The organism is Natronorubrum bangense (assembly GCF_004799645.1).
Lineage (GTDB): Archaea > Halobacteriota > Halobacteria > Halobacteriales > Natrialbaceae > Natronorubrum > Natronorubrum bangense.
In genome coordinates this window covers 52,188-71,971 of the sequence record NZ_CP031305.1, presented here as the reverse complement: position 1 = coordinate 71,971, position 19,784 = coordinate 52,188, and the positions used below count along the sequence as shown (strand labels likewise).

The 19,784-nt window shown below is 61.3% G+C and carries 19 protein-coding genes; 13 read left to right on the top strand and 6 right to left on the bottom strand.

The features are described from left to right. The first annotated feature begins 100 nt into the window (after positions 1-100). From DV706_RS00305 to DV706_RS00290, 4 genes are all read left to right on the top strand, one after another. Entirely contained in the window at positions 101-469 is a 369-nt protein-coding gene (locus DV706_RS00305) for a methylglyoxal synthase (RefSeq protein WP_006067737.1), read from the top strand. A 158-nt stretch (positions 470-627) separates the two neighbouring features. Further along, positions 628-2,364, top strand: a complete 1,737-nt coding sequence (locus DV706_RS00300) for a cation:proton antiporter (protein ID WP_006067736.1) — start codon at positions 628-630, stop codon at positions 2,362-2,364. Then, a complete protein-coding gene (locus tag DV706_RS00295) occupies positions 2,351-4,036 on the top strand; it encodes a cation:proton antiporter (RefSeq protein WP_006067735.1) in 1,686 nt (561 codons plus the stop codon). The genes DV706_RS00300 and DV706_RS00295 overlap by 14 nt, the downstream gene beginning before the upstream one ends. A gap of 182 nt (positions 4,037-4,218) precedes the next feature. Continuing rightward, the gene (locus DV706_RS00290; RefSeq protein WP_006067734.1) at positions 4,219-4,884 is read left to right on the top strand and encodes an HAD family hydrolase; all 666 of its coding nucleotides are present in this window, start codon (positions 4,219-4,221) and stop codon (positions 4,882-4,884) included. Positions 4,885-4,912: 28 nt separating this feature from the next. On the opposite strand, the gene DV706_RS00285 is transcribed toward DV706_RS00290, so the two are convergent. The 3 genes from DV706_RS00285 to DV706_RS00275 form a co-directional block, all read right to left on the bottom strand. Then, positions 4,913-5,308: a hypothetical protein gene (locus DV706_RS00285; RefSeq protein ID WP_006067733.1), complete on the bottom strand. Its 396-nt coding sequence runs from the start codon at positions 5,306-5,308 to the stop codon at positions 4,913-4,915. Positions 5,309-5,331: 23 nt separating this feature from the next. Then, on the bottom strand, positions 5,332-5,799 hold the full coding sequence (locus DV706_RS00280) for a DUF2240 family protein (protein ID WP_006067732.1): 468 nt from the start codon (positions 5,797-5,799) through the stop codon (positions 5,332-5,334). Between the two features lie 79 nt (positions 5,800-5,878). Beyond that, a complete protein-coding gene (locus tag DV706_RS00275; protein ID WP_006067731.1) occupies positions 5,879-6,523 on the bottom strand; it encodes a ribonuclease H family protein in 645 nt (214 codons plus the stop codon). A gap of 154 nt (positions 6,524-6,677) precedes the next feature. On the opposite strand from DV706_RS00275, the gene DV706_RS00270 reads away from it, so the two are divergent. From DV706_RS00270 to DV706_RS00240, 7 genes are all read left to right on the top strand, one after another. Next, positions 6,678-8,282: an ABC transporter substrate-binding protein gene (locus DV706_RS00270; RefSeq protein ID WP_006067730.1), complete on the top strand. Its 1,605-nt coding sequence runs from the start codon at positions 6,678-6,680 to the stop codon at positions 8,280-8,282. Between the two features lie 81 nt (positions 8,283-8,363). Further along, a complete protein-coding gene (locus tag DV706_RS00265) occupies positions 8,364-9,353 on the top strand; it encodes an ABC transporter permease (RefSeq protein WP_006067729.1) in 990 nt (329 codons plus the stop codon). Continuing rightward, positions 9,350-10,357, top strand: coding sequence for an ABC transporter permease (locus DV706_RS00260; RefSeq protein ID WP_006067728.1), 1,008 nt, complete (start codon positions 9,350-9,352; stop codon positions 10,355-10,357). Before DV706_RS00265 ends, DV706_RS00260 begins: the two co-directional genes overlap by 4 nt. A 1-nt stretch (position 10,358) precedes the next feature. Beyond that, positions 10,359-11,636 carry an ABC transporter ATP-binding protein gene (locus DV706_RS00255; RefSeq protein ID WP_006067727.1) on the top strand — a complete coding sequence of 426 codons (1,278 nt, stop codon included), beginning with the start codon at positions 10,359-10,361 and terminating at the stop codon, positions 11,634-11,636. Further along, entirely contained in the window at positions 11,633-12,940 is a 1,308-nt protein-coding gene (locus DV706_RS00250) for an ABC transporter ATP-binding protein (RefSeq protein WP_006067726.1), read from the top strand. The genes DV706_RS00255 and DV706_RS00250 overlap by 4 nt, the downstream gene beginning before the upstream one ends. Positions 12,941-13,185: 245 nt before the next feature. After that, positions 13,186-13,551, top strand: coding sequence for a DUF7344 domain-containing protein (locus DV706_RS00245; protein ID WP_006067725.1), 366 nt, complete (start codon positions 13,186-13,188; stop codon positions 13,549-13,551). Between the two features lie 140 nt (positions 13,552-13,691). Beyond that, positions 13,692-14,618, top strand: coding sequence for a DMT family transporter (locus DV706_RS00240; RefSeq protein WP_049889979.1), 927 nt, complete (start codon positions 13,692-13,694; stop codon positions 14,616-14,618). Positions 14,619-14,646: 28 nt separating this feature from the next. On the opposite strand, the gene DV706_RS00235 is transcribed toward DV706_RS00240, so the two are convergent. Both DV706_RS00235 and DV706_RS00230 read right to left on the bottom strand, forming a co-directional pair. Beyond that, complete coding sequence (locus tag DV706_RS00235; protein WP_049889989.1) at positions 14,647-14,937, bottom strand: hypothetical protein; 291 nt, start codon at positions 14,935-14,937, stop codon at positions 14,647-14,649. A 228-nt stretch (positions 14,938-15,165) separates the two neighbouring features. Next, complete coding sequence (locus DV706_RS00230) at positions 15,166-17,394, bottom strand: CDC48 family AAA ATPase (RefSeq protein ID WP_136350751.1); 2,229 nt, start codon at positions 17,392-17,394, stop codon at positions 15,166-15,168. A 559-nt stretch (positions 17,395-17,953) separates the two neighbouring features. Between DV706_RS00230 and larC the strand changes: the two genes are divergently transcribed. After that, positions 17,954-18,064 carry a nickel insertion protein gene (gene larC, locus DV706_RS22450; RefSeq protein WP_006067721.1) on the top strand — a complete coding sequence of 37 codons (111 nt, stop codon included), beginning with the start codon at positions 17,954-17,956 and terminating at the stop codon, positions 18,062-18,064. A gap of 17 nt (positions 18,065-18,081) precedes the next feature. Further along, positions 18,082-18,249: a hypothetical protein gene (locus DV706_RS22445; protein ID WP_006067720.1), complete on the top strand. Its 168-nt coding sequence runs from the start codon at positions 18,082-18,084 to the stop codon at positions 18,247-18,249. 19 nt (positions 18,250-18,268) lie between these two features. On the opposite strand, the gene DV706_RS00220 is transcribed toward DV706_RS22445, so the two are convergent. Beyond that, positions 18,269-19,279, bottom strand: coding sequence for a DUF1616 domain-containing protein (locus tag DV706_RS00220; RefSeq protein ID WP_240756791.1), 1,011 nt, complete (start codon positions 19,277-19,279; stop codon positions 18,269-18,271). Between the last annotated feature and the right edge of the window lie 505 nt (positions 19,280-19,784).

Genomic DNA, 19,784 nt, shown 5'->3' with positions numbered 1-19,784 from the left:
GGCGAGCAGCCACGAAAAACGTTCGGCTCCGCTCGAGCGGAGCCGAATGCGGACCGGTTGCGCCACACACAGTTATCGTCCCGGAGATCAACGATCCGATATGACCCGCGTCGCACTTATTGCCCACGACGAGAAGAAGTCGGATCTCCTCGAGTTTGCACAAACACACGAAACGCAGTTGAGTGCGTACGACCTGATCGCAACTGGGACGACCGGTAAGCGACTGATGGAGGCAACCGACCTCGAGGTCGAGCGCAAGGAGTCGGGGCCACTCGGTGGGGACCTGATGATCGGGTCGGAGGTCGCCGAAAACAAACTCGATGGGATCGTGTTCCTCCGAGATCCGCTCCGCGCCCAGCCCCACGAGCCCGACATCTCCGCGCTGTTGCGGATCTGTGACGTCCACGACACGGCACTGGCGACGAACCTCGCATCCGCGACGTTTCTGATCGAGGGGTTGGCCGACTGAGACGGTCTGCGGTCCCGATCACGGGCGGCGGGGTCGGTGATCGACGGTCAGTGACTCCAGCAGTCCGTATGACCGCTCACGACGTGCGAGTGGTTCCGAACGGAGAAGACAACCTATAACAACAGCAGTGAACCTATGCACGAGTGAACTACTCACTGATGAGTGAAATTGCCCTCGCGGCTGACTTTGCGATTATTATCGTCGTCGCGACGATCGTTGGCCTGATCGCCCGCCAGACGGGCCAGCCCACGATCATCGCCTACATCCTGACGGGGCTGATCCTCGGCCCGGTGATGTTCGACATCGTCACCGAAGACGGGCTCGTCGAGAGCATGGCCGAACTCGGGCTCGGTTTCCTGCTCTTTTTGCTCGGGATGAAGATGCGATTCGACGATATCCGAGAGATTTTACGCCCGATAATCAACATCGCCGTCTGGCAGACGATTCTCCAGACGGCACTCGCACTCGCAGTCGCGTGGGCGCTCGGGTTCGATCCCACGGAAGTCGTCATCATCGCGTTGGCGACCGTCTTCGGTGCGACGCCGATCATCGTCAAAATCCTCACCGACAAAGACGAAATCACCGCGCTACCGGGGAAGATCGACGTCGGCGTCCTCATCGTTCAGGACATCTATCTCGTCATCATCCTCGCCTTGCTCGGTGCCGACGAACTCGGCAGTGCAAACGAGATTGCGACCACACTCGGCGTCATCGCCGTCATGATGACGTTTATCGGTGTCTTCTCGATCGCCTCCTCGCGATATCTCCTGCCGAAACTGTTCCGCCGGATCGCGGACAACAAGGACGTCTTCCTCGTCGTCTCCATCGCATGGGCCTTCCTCTTTATTGCCGTCTCCGAACAGTTCGATCTCTCCCTCGAGGTCGGGGCCTTCCTCGCCGGCATCAGCCTCGCCCAGTTGCCCTACAGCAAGGAACTCGAGGATCGAATTACGCCGATCACGGACTTCTTCATCCTCGTGTTCTTCGCCAGCATCGGGCTGCGACTCGCGGCCGACGACCTGCTTGCCTACTGGCTCGAGGCGATCGTCGCCTCGGTGGTGTTGATGGTCGGCAACTTCTGGATCATGTTCTATCTGATCGACCGGGAGGATTTCAGCGTCGAAACCTCCTTCCTCGGGGCGATCAACATGGTTCAGGTCAGTGAGTTCTCGCTGGTCGTCGGTGCGCTTGCAGTCCAGCAGGGCTACATCGGCACGGACATCCTCGGCTATCTGAGTCTGATGGCGCTCATGACGATGAGCGTCTCGACGTACATCATCAACTACAACCACACGCTCTACGCCAAATCGAAGCCGTGGTTCAGCCGCTTCGAGTCCGAATCGAAAACCGATATCGATCTGAAATCGTACGACGACCACGCCATTGCCATCGGCTACGACGAGGTCACCCAGCAGGTGTTGCCGTTGCTCGAGGAAGAGTACGGGGACGTCGTCATCATCGACCGCCGGACGGACCATATCGAGGAACTCGAGGAAGAAGGGCGGTACGACTACATCTACGGCGATTTCCGTCACGGCGAAATCCGAAAGGCGGCGAACCTCAAGAACGCGTCGTTCGTCCTGAGTTCGACCGTCCAACTGGACGTGAACAAAGCACTCCTCAATGAGGTTAGTGACGACGCGACCGCCTTCGTCGAAGCCGAGCGGATCGACGGTGCGCGTGAGCTCTACGACCGCGGCGCATCATACGTGATTCTGAGTACATACCTGACCGCCGAAAAGCTGAGCGAGTACCTCGAATGGTACGTCTCCGACCCGGCATCGTTCGACGAAGCAGTCGAACGTGACATCGAACGGATCACCGAGCGTGCACGCAGTGATCCGACCGATCGCCAGCATCTGCGGACCGGTCCGGGAGGTGATGGCGATGACTGACCTGATCACTGCACTCGCGGTCGTCTTCGTGACGGCTGGCGTGTTCCTCCTGATCGCCAATCACTTCTCGCTCTCACCGATCCCGTTTTATCTGCTGGCGGGGCTGGTCACCGGCACGGTCGTCGCGGAGCCGGAACTCATCGAACTCGCCCAGTGGGGAATCGCGTTTCTGGTGTTCACGTTCGGCTTCCGGACGGATTTCAGCTCTATTCAATCGGTGCTCAGAGACGCCGAAACGGCAGCCGTCACACAGCTGCTCGTCGTCGGCCCGATCGCGTTCGGCGTCGCCTACCTGGTGTTCGGCTTCGGCCCCGAGAACGCGGTCTACTTCGCGATCGCCGCCACGTTGAGTTCGACTATCGTCGGTGCACGCGAACTCGAGCAGGAGATTCGGAGCAACCTCGTCCATGGCCGACTCGCCTCCTCAGTTCATTTCTTCGACGATCTACTCGCGATCGGCCTGATCGTCGTTCTCTCAGCCGAGCAGTACACGTCGACGATCGTGACCTCGAAAATCGGCTACGCCGTCCTCCTCTTGCTCGTGGCGCTGTTGGTCTACCGGCACGGATTCCCGCTACTCGTCCGACTTGCCGGTGGCTCCGATGAACTCGTGATGATGGGGAGTATCTCGATCCTTATCGCGTTCATTGCAGGGGCCGAACTCGCCGGCGTCTCGATCGTCGTTGGGGCGTTCGCCGCTGGGATTTCGATCCGGGGAGACGATATCTCCGCGCTCGGTGTTCAAAACGGGATCGCCTCCATTCGTGACTTCTTCGTCGCGATCTTCTTCGTCACGCTCGGTGCACTCGTGTCGGTTCCCAGTATCAGCGTGCTCGTCGTCGCGCTCACGCTCGTCTTCCTCGTGTTAGTTGTCAACCCGTTCGTACTCATGCTCTCGTTCGTCTACGAGGGGTACGACGCCAGAACCGCGTTCCTCTCGAGTACGAGCCTCAATCAGGTTAGCGAACTGTCGCTCGTGGTCGCGATTCAGGCGCTGTTGCTTGGGAGCATCTCCGAGACCCTCTTCGATGCCATCATCCTCGCGGCTGCTGCGACGATGATCCTGACGTCCGTCGCCAGACGGTACGAGGAACCGGTTTATCGGTCCCTCATCGAACGACTCGTCGCCGGACGGCAGACTCGGAAGATTGACGAGCGCAGTCACGTCACTGACGGACTCTCCGACCACACCGTGATCGTCGGCTACGGTCGGCAGGGACGTCGTCTCGTCGATACGCTCGAGCGACTCGACCGGGAGTACGTCGTGATCGAGAACGACCCCGTCCTCTGGGATGACATGCAGATCGAATGCCAGAACTACACCTTCGGTGATGCCATATCGTCGTATCCATGGGACAAAGCCCGTGTGACGGAGGCGTCGCTCGTCGTTTCGACAGTCGACCACCGTCCCGTCTCCGAGGCCGTCCTCGAGGTCGAGACCGACGCTGACGTAATCCTCCGGTCCGAGACCTCCGCGGAAGCTCGTGAACTGCTCGATCAGGGGGCGACCTACGTCAGTGTCCCGAACGTGCTCGCATCTGATCAGCTGATAGACACTATTGAGACCGCAATCAGCGACGACTTCGACAAGGAATCGTTCCGAGCAGACCAACTCGAGACGCTGGACACACTCGAGAAACGAGGTTTCGGCAGCCGATTCAGTCGCGACTGAGACAGACGGCTGTCCGTCAGTTTCGGCGCAATCGGAGACCGATTCACGGTGCGCCGGTAAACCAGGACAGCAATCCGTCCGACTGGTCGCTACTGGCCGGACATTTTCAGCCCGTTTGTTGGCGGGTTTCGACGCCATCGAAAAGGGATAGCTTCAACCTACTCGAGCCCCCTGTGACTGCTATGCCACGGGCGGTCGTCTTCGACCTCGATTACACACTCGCCGTGCCCACACAGGACCGAACCACGATTCTGCAGGAGGCAGCCGCCACTGCCGGTGCGCCACCGCTGACACGCGAGGCGTATCTCGAGGCCCATCGGCGCAATCTCACGCGCGAGACCAGAGAACCGATTTTCGCCGACCTGCTCGAGGGCCGGGAGACCGACGCCGAGCCGGCCGCCGTCGCCGACGCCTACCGGCAGACGATCGCCGAGACGCTCGAGCCGTTACCCGGCGTCGAAGCCATGCTCGAGGATCTCAAAGGAGAGTACCGCGTCGGACTGCTCACCAACGGCCCCGTTCGCGCCCAGCGGGACAAGCTCACGACACTCGGCTGGGAACGCGTGTTCGACGCCGCGCTCGTCACCGGCGAACTCGAGGCCGGCAAACCGGACCACCGTGCGTTCGACGCGATCGTCGGCGAACTCGACGTCGCTCCCGACGAGGCCGTCTACATCGGCGACGAAGTCGAGGCCGACATCTACGGCGCGACGAACGCCGGTCTCGAGGCCGTGCAGGTGCTGCTCGAGGACGGCCCCGACCCCGACCCACGGGCCACGGCCCACGTCGAGCAGTCGACTGTCGGCGAGCAGGTTCCGGACGTCGTTGGGGCGCTCGAGACACGATAAGAACGAAACAGGCTATTTTGACGGCGCGTTACTCGCTCGAGTCCGTCTGCAGCGATCGACAAACCGCCTGTACCACGTCCGAACCACGTTTGACCGCCGCGCCGTGTTCGACGAAGACGAGCGTTCGAGGCGGCTCGGTCGCTTTCGGTCGCACGCGAAGTTCCAACTCCTTGGCTGTCTCAGCGGCGACGTCCTGTCCGGCCTCGAACTCGAGGCGGGCCCGGTCGTCGTGGACGAACACCTGTGCGATCCGCTCGTCGGCGACGGTGACGTCGTATGCCCGCTCACCGTCGACCGTCGGCTCGACGTCGCGGTCGGCGTTCATGACCTGAACCGACTCGAGGACCCCGTCCTCGCGGCCGTCGAGTTCAGACGCAAGTAGTTCGGCGATCCGGCGGCCATCGGTGATCCGTTCCTCGACCATACGCGTAGTCGGTCGGCCGGCAACTAACGCCCTTCGGCTTGCCCGTCATCACAGAGCGTCGAGCGAGCGACGGGGAGCAGATCGGAGACGTCGATACCTTCCCGGCGAGCGTAGACGACGGCGGCGACTTCGATCGTCAAGCCGAGTTCCTGCTGGAGTGTGTTGATCGCGCCGACGGCCTCGTGTTTCTCAACGCCTTCGGCGACGAGGCTCTCGAGGACGCGCTCGAACGCGGAGCGTTCCTGCAGGAGGTCTTCGTCGGGAACGAACTCCTCGGGGACCGTCACGTCGGCCGTCTCGAACGTCGTCTCGAGGGCCCCATCGACTCGCTCGAGGAGTCCCTCCTGTGTCGCGATATCGATCAGACGTTTTGACTGGTCGGGAGAAAACCAGTCCCGGTCGAGTGAGAGCGCGACGACGAACTCGTTTTCCTGCAGTCGCTGGGTGCCGTTCTGAATAAACGGCGCAGCAACGGCGACGCGAAGGCTCATCGAGTATGCATCTTCCGAACGACGAAATAACGGTGGCGGTTCCGGTCGGCGTCAGCTCGACGCTGGACCTGCGTGTGAGTCAGTCCGAAGCGCGTCCGCCACCGGTGTTGCGGTCGGCACGGGACGGCGGCGGGAACTGGGCCTGTGCTGCCGACGGCTCTGGTATTTCGGGGAGCACACACCGGTTTAGCTCCTGATTGACGTGCTGGTAGCGGTCGGGCGTGTTCGCGAGCGGGTGGGCAGGATTTTGGTCGCTATCGATACGCGCGGCCCGAACCTCGCCGAAGCCGTGGAGTCGAGCCAGAATACCCCGCCAATGATAGCGTGTCGCGGCAGGGATGGAGACGGGCCGTGGTGGTTTCCCGTCGGGATGGTTCGTCGCGAGGATCGTGCTGTTGACGTTGCTGGCGAGGTCGTCGTGGTCGATGAGGACGCCGATGCGGGCGTCTCGAGGGGCACGAGCTGCCAGTACGTCGAGGCCGAGATGGAGTGCTCGATACTCGGCGACGTTGTTGTCGGGCGGCATATCCGTGGTTGCGACGCGGGCAACACGGGTGCCGTCGCGCGTTTCGATGACAGCGCCCAATCCACCGCCCGATTCCCGGAACGACCCATCAGTAGCGACGTAGAAGTCACGATGGTGGGTCCGCGGGGGGTGGGCGATGTGGGGTGTGGGCGACTCGTCGAACAGGTCACGCAGTGCGGACCGGCCGTGAGCGGCCATATCTGTAGTATGTGATGAGACGGATTTAAGTTTGTGGGTGAATCACGTGGTACGAGAGAGGATTCCAGCAGTTTTTTCCATGTGGAAAAGGGAACTATATATTTCCACCGGCGCTACCAATATTTATAAACGTCTGGTTATATTCCTATGATATATGAAGGGTGCTACCAATCAGAGTGTCGATCGGCGAACGTTACTGAAGCTCACGGGAGTCGCTGGGGCGACGACCGGCCTCGGTGCCCTTGCTGGCTGTTTGGGCGATCCCAACGGGGAAGGGGACCTGGATATAGACTCGCTCACGATTACGCAGGGAGAGTTCCCCGACGTCGAAGATCCGAACGACCACATCACGGGACCATACTTTAACGTATACGATCACGTCTACGAGCCGCTGTTCGACGTTACGCCGGGTGAAGAGCCCGAAGGCCGCATCGTCGAAGACTGGGAACACGGTGACGACGGCACGGTCGAACTCACGATTCGTGACGACGTCGTCTTCCATCAGGGACAAGAGCTGACCGCGGAAGATATCGCGTTTACTCTTGAGCGACAGATCGATCCCGACGTTCCGCCGGCCTCGGACCAGGTCGCCGGGCTCGGCTCGATCGAGGGTGCGGAGGCGCTTGACGACACGACCCTCGAACTGTCCTACAGCGGGGCGGCCCAACTCGCGGAGTTCGAGTTCGGCAACTACCTGCGAGCCGTCAGTCAGGAGTGGTACGAGAACGACGCACCGACGACCGACGACGGCGTCATTTCCGGTGACGACGCCGAGGCATTCAACGGCACCGGTCCGTACCAGGTTACCGAGTACAACCCGGGCCAGAACCGAATCGTCATGGAGCCGTTCGACGAGTACTGGGGCGACGAGCCAAACGTCGGCGAACTGGTCTTCGAGGGCGAGACCTCCGACTCCGGTCGCGTGAGCTCGCTGCTGGCCGACGAGACCAACTTCGTCGACAACGTCCAGCCCGGCGAAGTCGGAAACGTCGAAGACGACGACGACGCACGAATCGAGGAGGTGACCTCGTTCCGCAACATCTTCCTGCCGATGAAAAACGAGGTCGAGCCGTTCGACAGCGAAGAGTTCCGGCAGGCGATGAACTACGCCGTCGACAACGAGGAGATCATCACCGACATCCTGAACGGCTTCGGTGCCCCGATGTCCCAGCCGACGCCGCCGGAAGTCAACGGATACAATCCGGACCTCGATCCCTACGAACACGACTTAGAGCAGGCCGAGGAACTCGTCGAAGAGGCAGGACACACGGAGGATGACCCAGCCGACATCACGCTCACCGTCCCCGAGGGCCGGTACTTAAACGACGCCGAGGTCGGCGAACGCGCGGCCGACCAGATCGACCAGCTTCCGAACGTCGATTGTGACTTCGAGACCGTCCCGTTCGACGTGGTTTCGGATGCGAACTCTGCCGGCGTCGACCACGAGGAGATTCCGTTCTTCCTGATCGGCTGGGGAGTCATCACGGGCGACGCAGACTACGGCATGTTCGGGTTCTTCCACGACGACGGCGGCGTCCAGAGCTTCCGCGACGAGGAACTGCAGACGGCCCTCGAGGAGTCACAAGTCGAGGACGACCCCGAGGAACGAGAGGCCCTTCTCCAGGACATCAACGAGATGGCCCGCGAAAAGGCGCCGTGGGTCTTCCTCCACCAGCAACAGAGCATCTACGGGCTTGACGCCGACATCGAGTGGGACGCCCGCGAAGACGAGAGCGTCTTCGTCTGGGAGATGAGCTAACCGCCGGGCTGGCCCCGGCTCCGCAACGATTGAGAACGAAAACGCCTTATTCAAAACAGCTAACCGCAGGACGTGAACTGAATGGCCTTTGGAAAATTTCTGATACGACGGCTCCTGCAGGGGGTGTTCGTCATCTGGGGTGTCGTGACGATCACGTTCGCCCTACGAGCGCTTTCGCCGGGCGATCCCGTGAACTTGATTGCGGGTCAGGTCCCCGATCAGTCGACGCGGGACCAGATCCGACAGGATCTTGGCCTCGATCAGCCGATGTACGTACAGTATTTTGACTACCTTGGCAATCTGCTAACTGGGAACTTGGGGTACTCATACAATCAGCGTCGCGCGGTCAACGATATTATCGCACAACACTTCGCGGCGACAGTCGAACTCGCCGTGGCGGCGACGGTCGTCGCGATCGTCATCGCGATTCCCCTCGGCGTCGTCAGCGCAACGCGGCGCGACCAGCCCGCCGACTACGCCGCGACGCTTGGCTCCCTCGTCGGGATCAGTACGCCGAACTTCTGGCTTGGGATCATGCTGATCCTGATCGTCGCCATGCAGGTCGGCGTGTTTCCTACGTCCGGCCGGGGCATCGCATTCCACGAGGCGATGTACAACCTGTTCCGGTACGGCTACGTCGCCGATCTGCTCTCGTGGCTCAGCTATATCACTCTCCCGGCAATTACGCTGGGAACGTACTTCACGGCGCTGATCACGCGGCTGACCAGAAGCGGCATGATCGACGAACTCGGGAAGCCGTACGTGACCGCGACGGAAGCCAAGGGGCTTCCACGGACGCTGGTTCGGTACAAACACGTCCTCCGGAACACACTGATCCCGATCATCACGGTCCTCGGGCTCCAGCTCGGGACGCTGATGGGCGGCGCGGTGATTACGGAGGAGGTATTCAACTGGCCCGGACTGGGACAGATGTTCATCACGTCGCTTCGAAACGGTGACTGGCCGGTCGTCCAAGGGATCGTGCTGTTCATCGCGGTCGCGTTCGTGCTGATCAACATCCTGGTTGACGCGCTCTACGCGCGGCTGAACCCGCAGGTGACCGACAGATGATTTCGAATCGAATCAAATCAAATCTGACGAAGGAACTGCGCCGGAGCTTGTTGGCGAAACTCGGTATCGTTATTTTCGTTTCGATCCTCCTCATGGGGCTGTTCGCTCCGGTGTTGGCGACGCACAATCCCCACGAGCAGGGCCACAGCGACGAGGCCGGCGCATCGTATCCGCCGCTCGGTCTGACCGACGAAATCACGATCGCCCAGGACGGCGAACGAGTGAGCCACACCGTTGAAGGGACCAGCGAACACGTTCTCGGAACGAACAATGTCGGACAGGACATCTACTCACGGTTCCTCTACGGCGCCCGGACCTCGCTGCTCGTCGGACTTTCCGGAACGCTGCTCGCGACCGCGATCGGCGTCCCCGTCGGACTGGTGGCGGGCTACTTTGGCGGCCGGGTTGACGACGGGCTCATGCGGATGGCGGACGTCATGCTGGCGTTCCCGTCGCTCGTCCTCGCGCTAGCGCTGATGGGCGCGTTCGGCAGGGGAACGATCGGTATCCCCGATCCGATCGTCGTGGCTGGCTTCGCGGACGGAATGCCCGAGACGATCACGTTTCCCGGAATGGTCACGGTGGTGGTCGCGCTCGTCACATGGGTCTGGTTCGCACGCGTTGCCCGCGGAGAAGCGATGGCAATACGCAACGAGGAGTACGTCAAGGCAGCGCGCTCGCTCGGCGCGAACCACGCCACGATCATGCGCAAGCACGTCCTGCCCAACAGCCTGACGCCGATCATCGTGCTCGCGACGATCCAGGTCGCGGCGATCATCCTCCTCGAGAGTTCGCTTTCCTATCTGGGCTTCTCGGGGACGACCCTGTCGTGGGGCTACGAGATCCAGCGGGGACACGACGTGATGCGCAACCAGTGGTGGGTCGCCACCATCCCGGGGATCGGAATCGTCCTCTCCGTGATCGGTGTCAACCTGCTCGGCGATTGGCTACGGGACGCCCTCGACCCGAACATCGAGGGCGAAGGTGCCGGAGGTGCCGGCTAGTATGACCGACGAAATTCTTCGAGTCGATGGACTGAAGACCAGGTTCTTCACCGACGAGGGTCAGGTGAACGCAGTAGACGGGATCGACCTCTCGATCGACCGCGGCGACACGTACGGCATCGTCGGCGAGAGCGGCAGCGGCAAGAGCGTCACGGCCCGTTCGATTATCGACCTGATCGAACCGCCAGGCGAGATTACCAACGGCGAGATCTGGTACCGCGATCCCGACCTCGCCGACGCGATCGCCGACGACTACCCGGACGCGATCGACGGCGATCGGATCGACCTGCTTCGAATCCCTCCGTCGGTTCGCCGCTCGCTGCGCGGGTCGAACTTCAGCATGATCTTTCAGGATCCCCAAAGCAGCTTCAACCCGACCATCACCGTCGGCGAGCAGATCGCCGAGGCGGTGGAGGTCCAGCGGCGCGCGAGCGCCAACCCTCGGTCAACCCGCGCACGATCGGAGGAGTACACGCTGACCTCGATGATCCTCGGATCGATGTTCTCCTCGAGACGGTACGTCTCGTCGGAGAGCCACGAGCAGGCGATCGAACTGCTCGAGCTGGTCGGCATCCCCGACCCAGTCGAGCGAGCCGACGAGTACCCCCACGAGTACTCCGGCGGGATGCTTCAGCGGGCGATGATTGCCCAGGCGCTGGCCGGCGAGCCCGACGTGCTGATCGCCGACGAGCCGACGACGGCACTGGACGTGACCATTCAGGCCCAGATTCTGGATCTGCTCGACGACCTTCAGGAGGAACTGGGAATGACGATTCTCCTGATTACACACAACCTCGGCGTCGTCGCTCGCATGTGTGACCGCGTGGGCGTGATGTACGCCGGCGAAATCGTCGAACGCGGCACGCTCGAGGATGTCTTCGACGACCACGTCCACCCCTACACGGCAGGACTACTCGGTTCGGTTCCCGACCTCGAGGGAGCGGCCGGCCGTCTCCAGCCGATTCCTGGGAACGTTCCGAGTCTCCTCGATCACGAGATGGAGAACAGATGTCATTTCGCCGACCGATGTCCGAAAGCCATGGAGGATTGCCTGGACCATCCGGCCGAGTATCCGGCGAGCGGCAGCGACGACCATACGGTGCGGTGTGTGCTCGCCGAAACGGGGTATGACGACAAGAGAGCGCTGCCTGGCGACTACTTCGACGGGACGGGCCGTCCAGCCGGGGACAAACACGTCGGCCCCGATGACCGCGATGGAGACCATGGCGAAGAACGGCAACATCCGCCGGCCGAAACCACCGGAGGTGAACACCAGTGAGTACCGACGAGCCGCTCGTCCGCGTCGAGAACCTCGAAAAGTACTTCTGGGAGAACGACTCGCTTCTCGATCAACTACTGGGCGACGATCCGGTGCCCGTCCGAGCCGTCGACGGCGTGAGCCTTGACATCTATCGTGGGGAGACGCTAGGGCTGGTCGGGGAGTCCGGCTGCGGGAAATCGACTGCCGGTGAGACGCTGCTCCGACTGCAGGAGCCGACGGACGGCTGCGTCGAGTTTGAAGGTGCGAACATCTACGAGATGGACGACACTGCGCTCGGAGAGTTCCGCCGCGACGCACAGGTCGTCTTTCAGGATCCGTTCTCGAGTCTCGACCCCCGGATGACGATCGGGGAAATCGTCAGACAGCCACTCGACATCCACGACGTCGGGACGAACGCCGAGCGACGCGAGCGCGTCGCTAAACTCCTCGAGCGCGTTGGGCTCTCGGCGGATCAACTCAATCGCTACCCTCACGAGTTCTCCGGTGGCCAGCGCCAGCGGATCGGGATCGCTCGCGCACTCGCACTGGAACCCGAGTTTCTGGTGCTGGACGAACCCACCTCGGCGCTCGACGTCTCGGTGCAAGCGCAGGTCCTGAACCTACTCGACGACCTGCAAGACGAGTTCGACCTTACCTACTTGTTGATCAGTCACGATCTCTCAGTGGTGCGTCACGTCTGCGATCGCGTGGCCGTGATGTATCTCGGCGAGATCGTCGAGGTCGGCCCAGTAGAGGAACTGTTTGCCGGCCCCGACCACCCCTACACACAGGCCTTGCTCGAGAGCGTGCCTCGTGTCTCGACCGACGAACGCAAGCGCGATCGGGAGACGCTTACCGGTGACGTCCCCTCTCCGCGGGACCCACCCAGTGGCTGTCGGTTCCGGACCCGCTGTCCGATGGTGATCCCACCCGAGGGGATGGACATCGAGCAAGCGACCTACCGTGAGCTGATGCACCTGCGTGAACGGATCGAACGCCGCGATCTCTCCCTCGCCTCCGTCGGTGACGACGGCCAGTTTGAGCCTACAGCTGGTGGCGTCCCGGAGGCAGACGTCCCTGCCTTCGTTACAGCGCTCAAAACGCGGTTGCTCGAGACCGAGTTGCCCCCACGCCACGATGCGATCGTCGAAGACGCACTTGCCGAGCTGGCCGACGAAAACTGGACGGGTGCTGCCGAGCGGTTACGGGCGAGCTACGAGAGCGTCTGCGAGCGAAACCATCCCACACTCGGTGACAGGCCTCATCCAGTCGCCTGTCACCTCCACGAGACGGGAACACGAGCCGGCGAGTCGGATGACTGAACTCGGTCGTTCGTACGCCGTTCCCAGTCGTGTCAGTTGTCTATCCGGCGGTGAGCCGAGATACTCGGTCTCGAGCGTTACAGCCTCGAGATGAAACCACCAACCATTTCCCCCTGAATCGTCGGTACAACTCCCCCTGACAGCCTTAGCAGACGGTTTTCTGTACTCGAGTCGGCGGTCGAACAGCAGGGTGACCCAATCTGTGTTGGCAGCAGGTGTAATATGGCGTGGTTCCTCGAAGAGGTATGAACAACGCGACCGCCACTCGGATGGAAGCAGCGTGTTCACTCCTTGCAGAGTCAGAACGCCGATATCTCCTCTACGAACTGGCAACCCACAGCGGCGCGAACCTCGAAGAGGTCGTTGGTCAGATTGCTGCGTGGGAACACGACGACGATCAGACACAGGTCGACGACGAAACCAGACAGCGTGTCTACGTTTCGCTAGTCCACAACCATCTGCCTCGGCTCGCGGATTACGGGATCATCGAATACGACCTTCGAAGTGGTGACATCGTCCTCGACGACGGCTTCGACGATATCAAGCCGCTTTTGAACCAGTTCAAACAGACCGAAGACGACCCGACACTTCGCCGACTCTCATCGCTGTGAACTGACCGGATTTTCGTCGCCATCCAGACACTCTGAGCTGGTCTCGTGGTCGTCAACCTCTGCATCTTACTGAATCGCTCCATCTGCCAGCGCTGTTCTCGAATCGAAACAGAGAGGGGGCTCCTGACGAGACGTTCGATGTGAGTCGCGCTCGAACGCTTGGGCTTTTTTTGGCCCTTGCAGGAATCTGGGGGACCGCGTTTGTCGCGATCAGTGCAGGCCTCGAGCACTTTCCACCAGTGCTGTTCGCAGCACTGCGATACGATATCGCAGGCGTGGTCATGCTTGCCTACGCGGCCTACGCCGTCGACGACTGGTATCCGAGCGGGCGCGACGAGTGGGCGGTGGTCGTCGTCGGAGCGACGCTGCTGATCGCGGCCTATCACGTCTTCTTGTTCGTCGGCCAGCAAAACACGACCGCAGCTGCAGCCGCAATCGTGGTGAGTCTCTCACCGGTTTTGACGACCGGTTTCGCTCGAGTGCTCGTCCCATCCGACGCGCTGTCGCCGCTTGGTACCGCCGGCTTGCTCGTCGGGCTGGTTGGTGTTGGCGTGATCGCCCAGCCAGATCCCTCGAATCTGCTGACGACAGATGTCGTTGCAACGCTGCTGGTGTTCTGTGCCGCCGCTGCGTTCGCACTCGGGAGTGTCCTCACTCGCCGTCTCGAGACCACGTTGCCGATCGAGACGATGGAGGCGTGGTCGATGCTCGGCGGTGCACTCCTGATGCACGCTGTGAGTCTGGCGCTGCGCGAGCCACTTGAGCCATCGACGTGGACACATCCCGAGGCGATCGGTGCGCTCGGCTATCTCGCACTCGTCGCGAGCGCGCTGGGGTTTCTGCTGTATTTCGACCTGCTCGAGCGCCTCGGTGCCGTCGAGATCAACATGGTTTCGTACGTTGCGCCGATCTTCGCCGCGCTGGTCGGCTGGCTCTATCTGGGCGAAGTCATCGATGCGACGACCGTCGTCGGCTTCGGGCTCATCGCGACCGGCTTCGTTCTCGTCAAGCGGCAGGTGCTGCGCCGCGCGGTTGGACAGCTCCGCCGACACAAGTCGAGTGAGTGAGCGAGGGTACAGTCGCGAACACGACTCGTTACTGGTCAGACTCTCGGCGACGGTGTGCATGCCCAACGTACAGTGCGAGGAGATGCAGGATGATCAACCCGAGAAAGAGACTCGCCTCGAAGGACGTCGACAGGCCAGTGATAAGCACCGGGAGGTACAGAATCGGCAGGACGATCGCGCCCCAGAACCCCGTGGTGCGAATCGGCCCAGCAAGCGATGGGACGATCTTCTCGAGTGTCCCATCAACGTCTTGATCCTCGCCATCTCGCTCTCGAGACACCACGGTGTCCTGATCGTGACCGGAGGGTTGGTTCGACATCGAACTACTCAGTTCTTTCAACTGAGTGGATTTCAGCAGATAGACCAGCACGAGCGTTTCACCGTGTTGTGAGAGGTTTACCGTGTGTAAGGTCGGCCTGAATCTGAATCCCACCCTCTCCACTCGAATTGGTCGATTCTCAGCCGGATGGCTCCAGCGGACACCGTTCAGTATGCAATTGCTACAGCCATCAAAAAACCGAAACCGCACCCAAAGCCGACTCGTGGGTTACTGGAAGCCGATCCGACTGCCGCGTCGTCCCGTCGGGTCCGGCCCGCTCGAGCCACCTTTGAACTCCTCTTCGATCTGCTCGTAGTACTCGAGGATGTCGTCGGTGATCGTCGGTCGGACGTTCTCCATGGCCTTTCGGAAGTGACGCATTTCGACGATATCGGCCTCGTGGTCCTCGCGTAGCGCTTCGATCGCCGCCTCGCGGGCGATCGACTCGAGGTCGCTGCCGACGTAGCCGTCGGTGATCTCGGCAATCTCACGGAGCGTGACATCGGCTGCCAGCGGTGTTTCCTCCGTGTGAATGTTGAGGATGCGTTCACGACCGTCGATGTCGGGCTCGCCGATCATGACGAGCCGGTCGAACCGACCCGAACGCAAGAGCGCGGGATCGATCATGTCCGGACGGTTCGTCGCCCCGATGACCATCACGTTCTCCATCTCCTCTAACCCGTCGAGTTCGGTCAGCAGCTGGTTGACGACGCGTTCGGAGACGTTCGAGCCGACTTCGCCGCCTCGGCCCGGCGCGAGCGCGTCGAGTTCGTCGAAGAAGATCACCGTTGGCGAGACCTGCCGCGCCTTGCGGAAGGTCTGTCGGATGGCCTTCTCCGATTCGCCGACCCACTTGCTGAGCAGCTGTGGGCCACGCACCGAGATGAAGTTCGCGTTGGTCTCGTTGGCGACGGCTTTCGCCATGAGCGTCTTCCCGGTGCCGGGCGGGCCGTACAGCAAGACGCCGGATGGCGGATCGACGCCCAGCCGACTGAACCGCTCGGGGTTGTTCAGTGGCCACTCGACGGACTCTTGGACTTGCTCTTTGGCGTCGTGGAGACCGCCGACGTCGTCCCAGGAGATCTTCGGGAGTTCGACGAGCACCTCCCGCATCGCCGAGGGTTCGACCTCGTTGAGTGCGCCACGGAAGTCCTGGCGCTTGACGATCATCCGGTCGATCAGGCTCGGCGGGATATCCTCCTCGTCGAGATCGATCTCCGGAAGGTATCGGCGCAGCGCCTTCATCGCGGCCTCTTTCGTCAGCGACTCGATGTCCGCCCCGACGAAGCCGTGGGTCTCGTCGGCCAGATGGCCGAGGTTGACGTCATCCGACAGCGGCATCCCGCGCGTGTGGATCTGGAGGATCTCCTCGCGACCCACCTCGTCGGGCACACCGATTTCGATCTCACGGTCGAACCGGCCGGGTCGACGCAGCGCGGGGTCGACCGAATCGACGCGGTTGGTCGCTGCGATGACGATGACCTGACCCCGTGCCTCGAGGCCGTCCATCATCGTCAGCAGCTGAGCGACGACACGGCGTTCGACCTCGCCGGTGACATCTTCACGTTTCGGTGCGATCGAGTCGAGTTCGTCGATGAAGATGATCGATGGCGACTCCTCGCTTGCATCCTCGAAGATCTCCCGGAGCTGTTGTTCGGACTCGCCGTAGTATTTCGAGATGATCTCCGGGCCTGCAATGGAGAAGAAACTCGCGGACGTCTCGTTGGCGACGGCTTTGGCGAGCAGCGTCTTCCCCGTGCCAGGTGGGCCGTGAAGCAAGACACCCTGTGGCGGCTCGATCCCCAACTTCTTGAAGATCTGTGGGTGTTTCATCGGGAGTTCGACCATCTCCCGCACGCGTTGAATTTCGCCTTGGAGGCCGCCGATGTCCTCGTAGGTGATCCCGCCACCGGTCTTCTCGAAGCCGCTGATCGGCTCCTCGCGGAGTTCGACGTCGGTGTCCTCGGTGATGAGGACGACGCCCTCGGGTTCGGTTTCGACGGCGATGAGCGGAATCGCCTGCCCCGGCGAGCGCATGAACGGGTGGTTCGTCGAACTCATCACGGGAACGATGTCGCGGCCGACGACCGGCCGTTTTAAGATCTGGCGTTTGACCATGCCAGCCGCGTCGGAGCCGAACTGGACTGACGCCTCCTCCGGCGGCGCGAGCGTGAGTTTGTCCGCTTTCGTGGCTTCAGCCTTGCGGATCGTGACTCGCTCGCCGATACCCACATCGGCGTTTTGCCGAGTGAAGCCGTCGATGCGGACCGTATCCGTGTTCCAGTCCTGCCGGTCTGCGCGCCACACCTTCGCGGCGGTGGTGTTCGCGCCTTCAATTTCGATGATGTCGCCCGGACTCAGCTTTAGATGCAACAGCGTGTCCGGATCGAGTCGGGCGATACCACGACCCGAGTCGTTCGGGTATGCCTTCGCAACCTCCAGTTGAACTTCATTCATGATTCGGGATGGACGGCGATGTCAATGACTCCGCTTCCTGAGCGGATAGTTTTTTTGCTAGCGCAGATTGTTACCGTGCTAGATGCTATCACATCGAGGTATGACTGGCGCGTACATAGATGTACCGGCATCGGTTGGTTTTGATGGTACCGACAGCTGCTCGAGGCAGCTATTCGTGGCAATTGGATGCGAGTTGTTGTGACCGATACTGCTTACTCCTCCTCGTGTTTGATGGCACGTGTGCACAAGCAGTGATTTGACCCTCAGTACAGTGATCGATGTCAGAGTCGCCCCGACGACTACGTCGAAAGCCATGTCACCGCAGCTATCTCGAGGTCTGCGAGCGTACTGGGGGTGGACCTCGAGGGCACCTCGATTCAGTTGCGACTGCACAAGTGTGGCAGTGAGACCCGTAACCAATGCCGATGATCCTCTGTCGACCAAGTCCCGCTGTGTGACCACGAGTGGTGTGGGGTTGGCGATGTCCGGACCGAGCATCTCAAGATCTCGGAAGCTGATCAGCGACGGGTGCAGTCGATGCGAACCGGCGAAAGACGATATGACCGTCCTCGAGACAGACCTCGACGACACGACGCCGGAGATTCTCGGCGGACTTCGGGAGAGGCTGGCCGACACAGGAGCGCGTGACGCAGGGGTCACACACCGCTGAATGCGAGAGTTCGAGACGTGCGAAGTGACAGTAAAGGTCTCGAGCGACGTGATGGTGATGAGCAGGTGTACGACGTGAGTGCGGAAGACGACGACGCCGAGACAGTCGCCGCAAAAGCGGACGTCCCGACCCGTAACGTGATTCGTCGGATCGAATCCGGCGCTCGAGATATAGTCCGGAGTTAGTTGTGATCGACGACGCGAGTTACTCGAACTCGACGACGAGATCAACGTAGTACGGGGCGTCGTCGATCGACGGGTCCTCGGGCGCGTCGTCCACGTAGAGCAACCAGACGACGCGTGTCTCTTCGTCGGCGAGGGATGATTTGAGTTCGTACTCGAGGCGTTCGGTTTCTCCGTGATTCAGCGAGAGATCGGTCCGGTGGAGTTCGCGCTCTTCCCCAACGGCCGTCTCGCCGTTCTCGTTCCCGGATTCGAGCGACTGTTCGACAGCGACGAGCGTGTATTCTGTGGTTCTGTGCTCGTGATTCTCGACCTCGACAATAAATTCCGCAGGTTCTTCCTCCACTACCTCCGTTGGGAGCCCGTCAGCGGTCAACTCCCCGTTCTCCGTTTCGGTGAGCAGTGAGAGTGAAGAGAATTCGTCGTCCTGTGGAAGATTGACGGCGGCGAACCCGACGCTACCAGCCACGAGAAGCAACGACACCACGAGGAGGACGGTCAACGCGGCGTCGGCCCAGCCGTCGAACGGGAGGGCGCTCGATCGCCCCGTCGCGAGCCACGAGCGGATTGGAACCGAAAACTGCTCCTCTTCGGGGAGGTTCCGACGCCTGACCGTAGCGATCGCAGTCACAATGAGGGTAAACGCGGTGAGAGCGGCGGTCGTAGAGGTGAGGTGAACTCCGTTGTACGTGCGAGCCAGGGGAAAGCCGAGTGCCGGTACGATAACAAAGCTAAGCGCGAACGAGAGCCCTACCCGTTCGACGCTGCCGATACCGGACCGCAGTCGCCCCGATCGCAGCGAATCTGGATCGTCTACAGGCGCACAATCGGTTAGATCAGTGTCGTCGGGATACAGTGCGGCGACGACGACGTAACCGGGAACAAACAGGACGAACGCTACCGCGACAGGAACGCGGATTGGTGTTTCTCGAACGATCGGCGCAAAGACCGCGAAGTTGAGTAGAACAACGGCAGCGATGACGAGCACGAGATCGACCGGGACCGTCCCGCGGCGATGACCGTTCGACGACATATCCGAGCGATCGGTTCTCATCCGGTCACTCTACTTCTGTTGACGGTAAAAGACCAGTTGGCGACTTACCATACTGTAACGTCTTCTGGACTATTCCCGGAATACGGTCGTAGGTAACAGATCGTGTTAACCGAATGTAAACGATCGGACGGAGCAGACGGTGACTTCGTGGAAACAGCGTCCCAGCGGTAATAACATATTACCTCCCCTCCCTTTGAAATTCCCTATTCACGTAGTGTCCCCGATGATCAACTCACGACGATCCGCGGCGAGGCGTGCCCCGTTCGGCGAGTCTCCGCTGTCTCGAGCGAATTACGGCGGTTGTCGGTCTCGACGGCGTCGACTTGTCCGGTCCGCAAACGACACGGCCAACGGAGGCACGGTCCCTGCCGGTTCGTCCGACGAAACGCGATCACGATCGAACTCGCAGGCGATGGAGGACCATGAGTTCGAGCGATGAAGACAGCGGGGCTTCCACGGTAGAGGAGAAGCAATTGATTTCCGA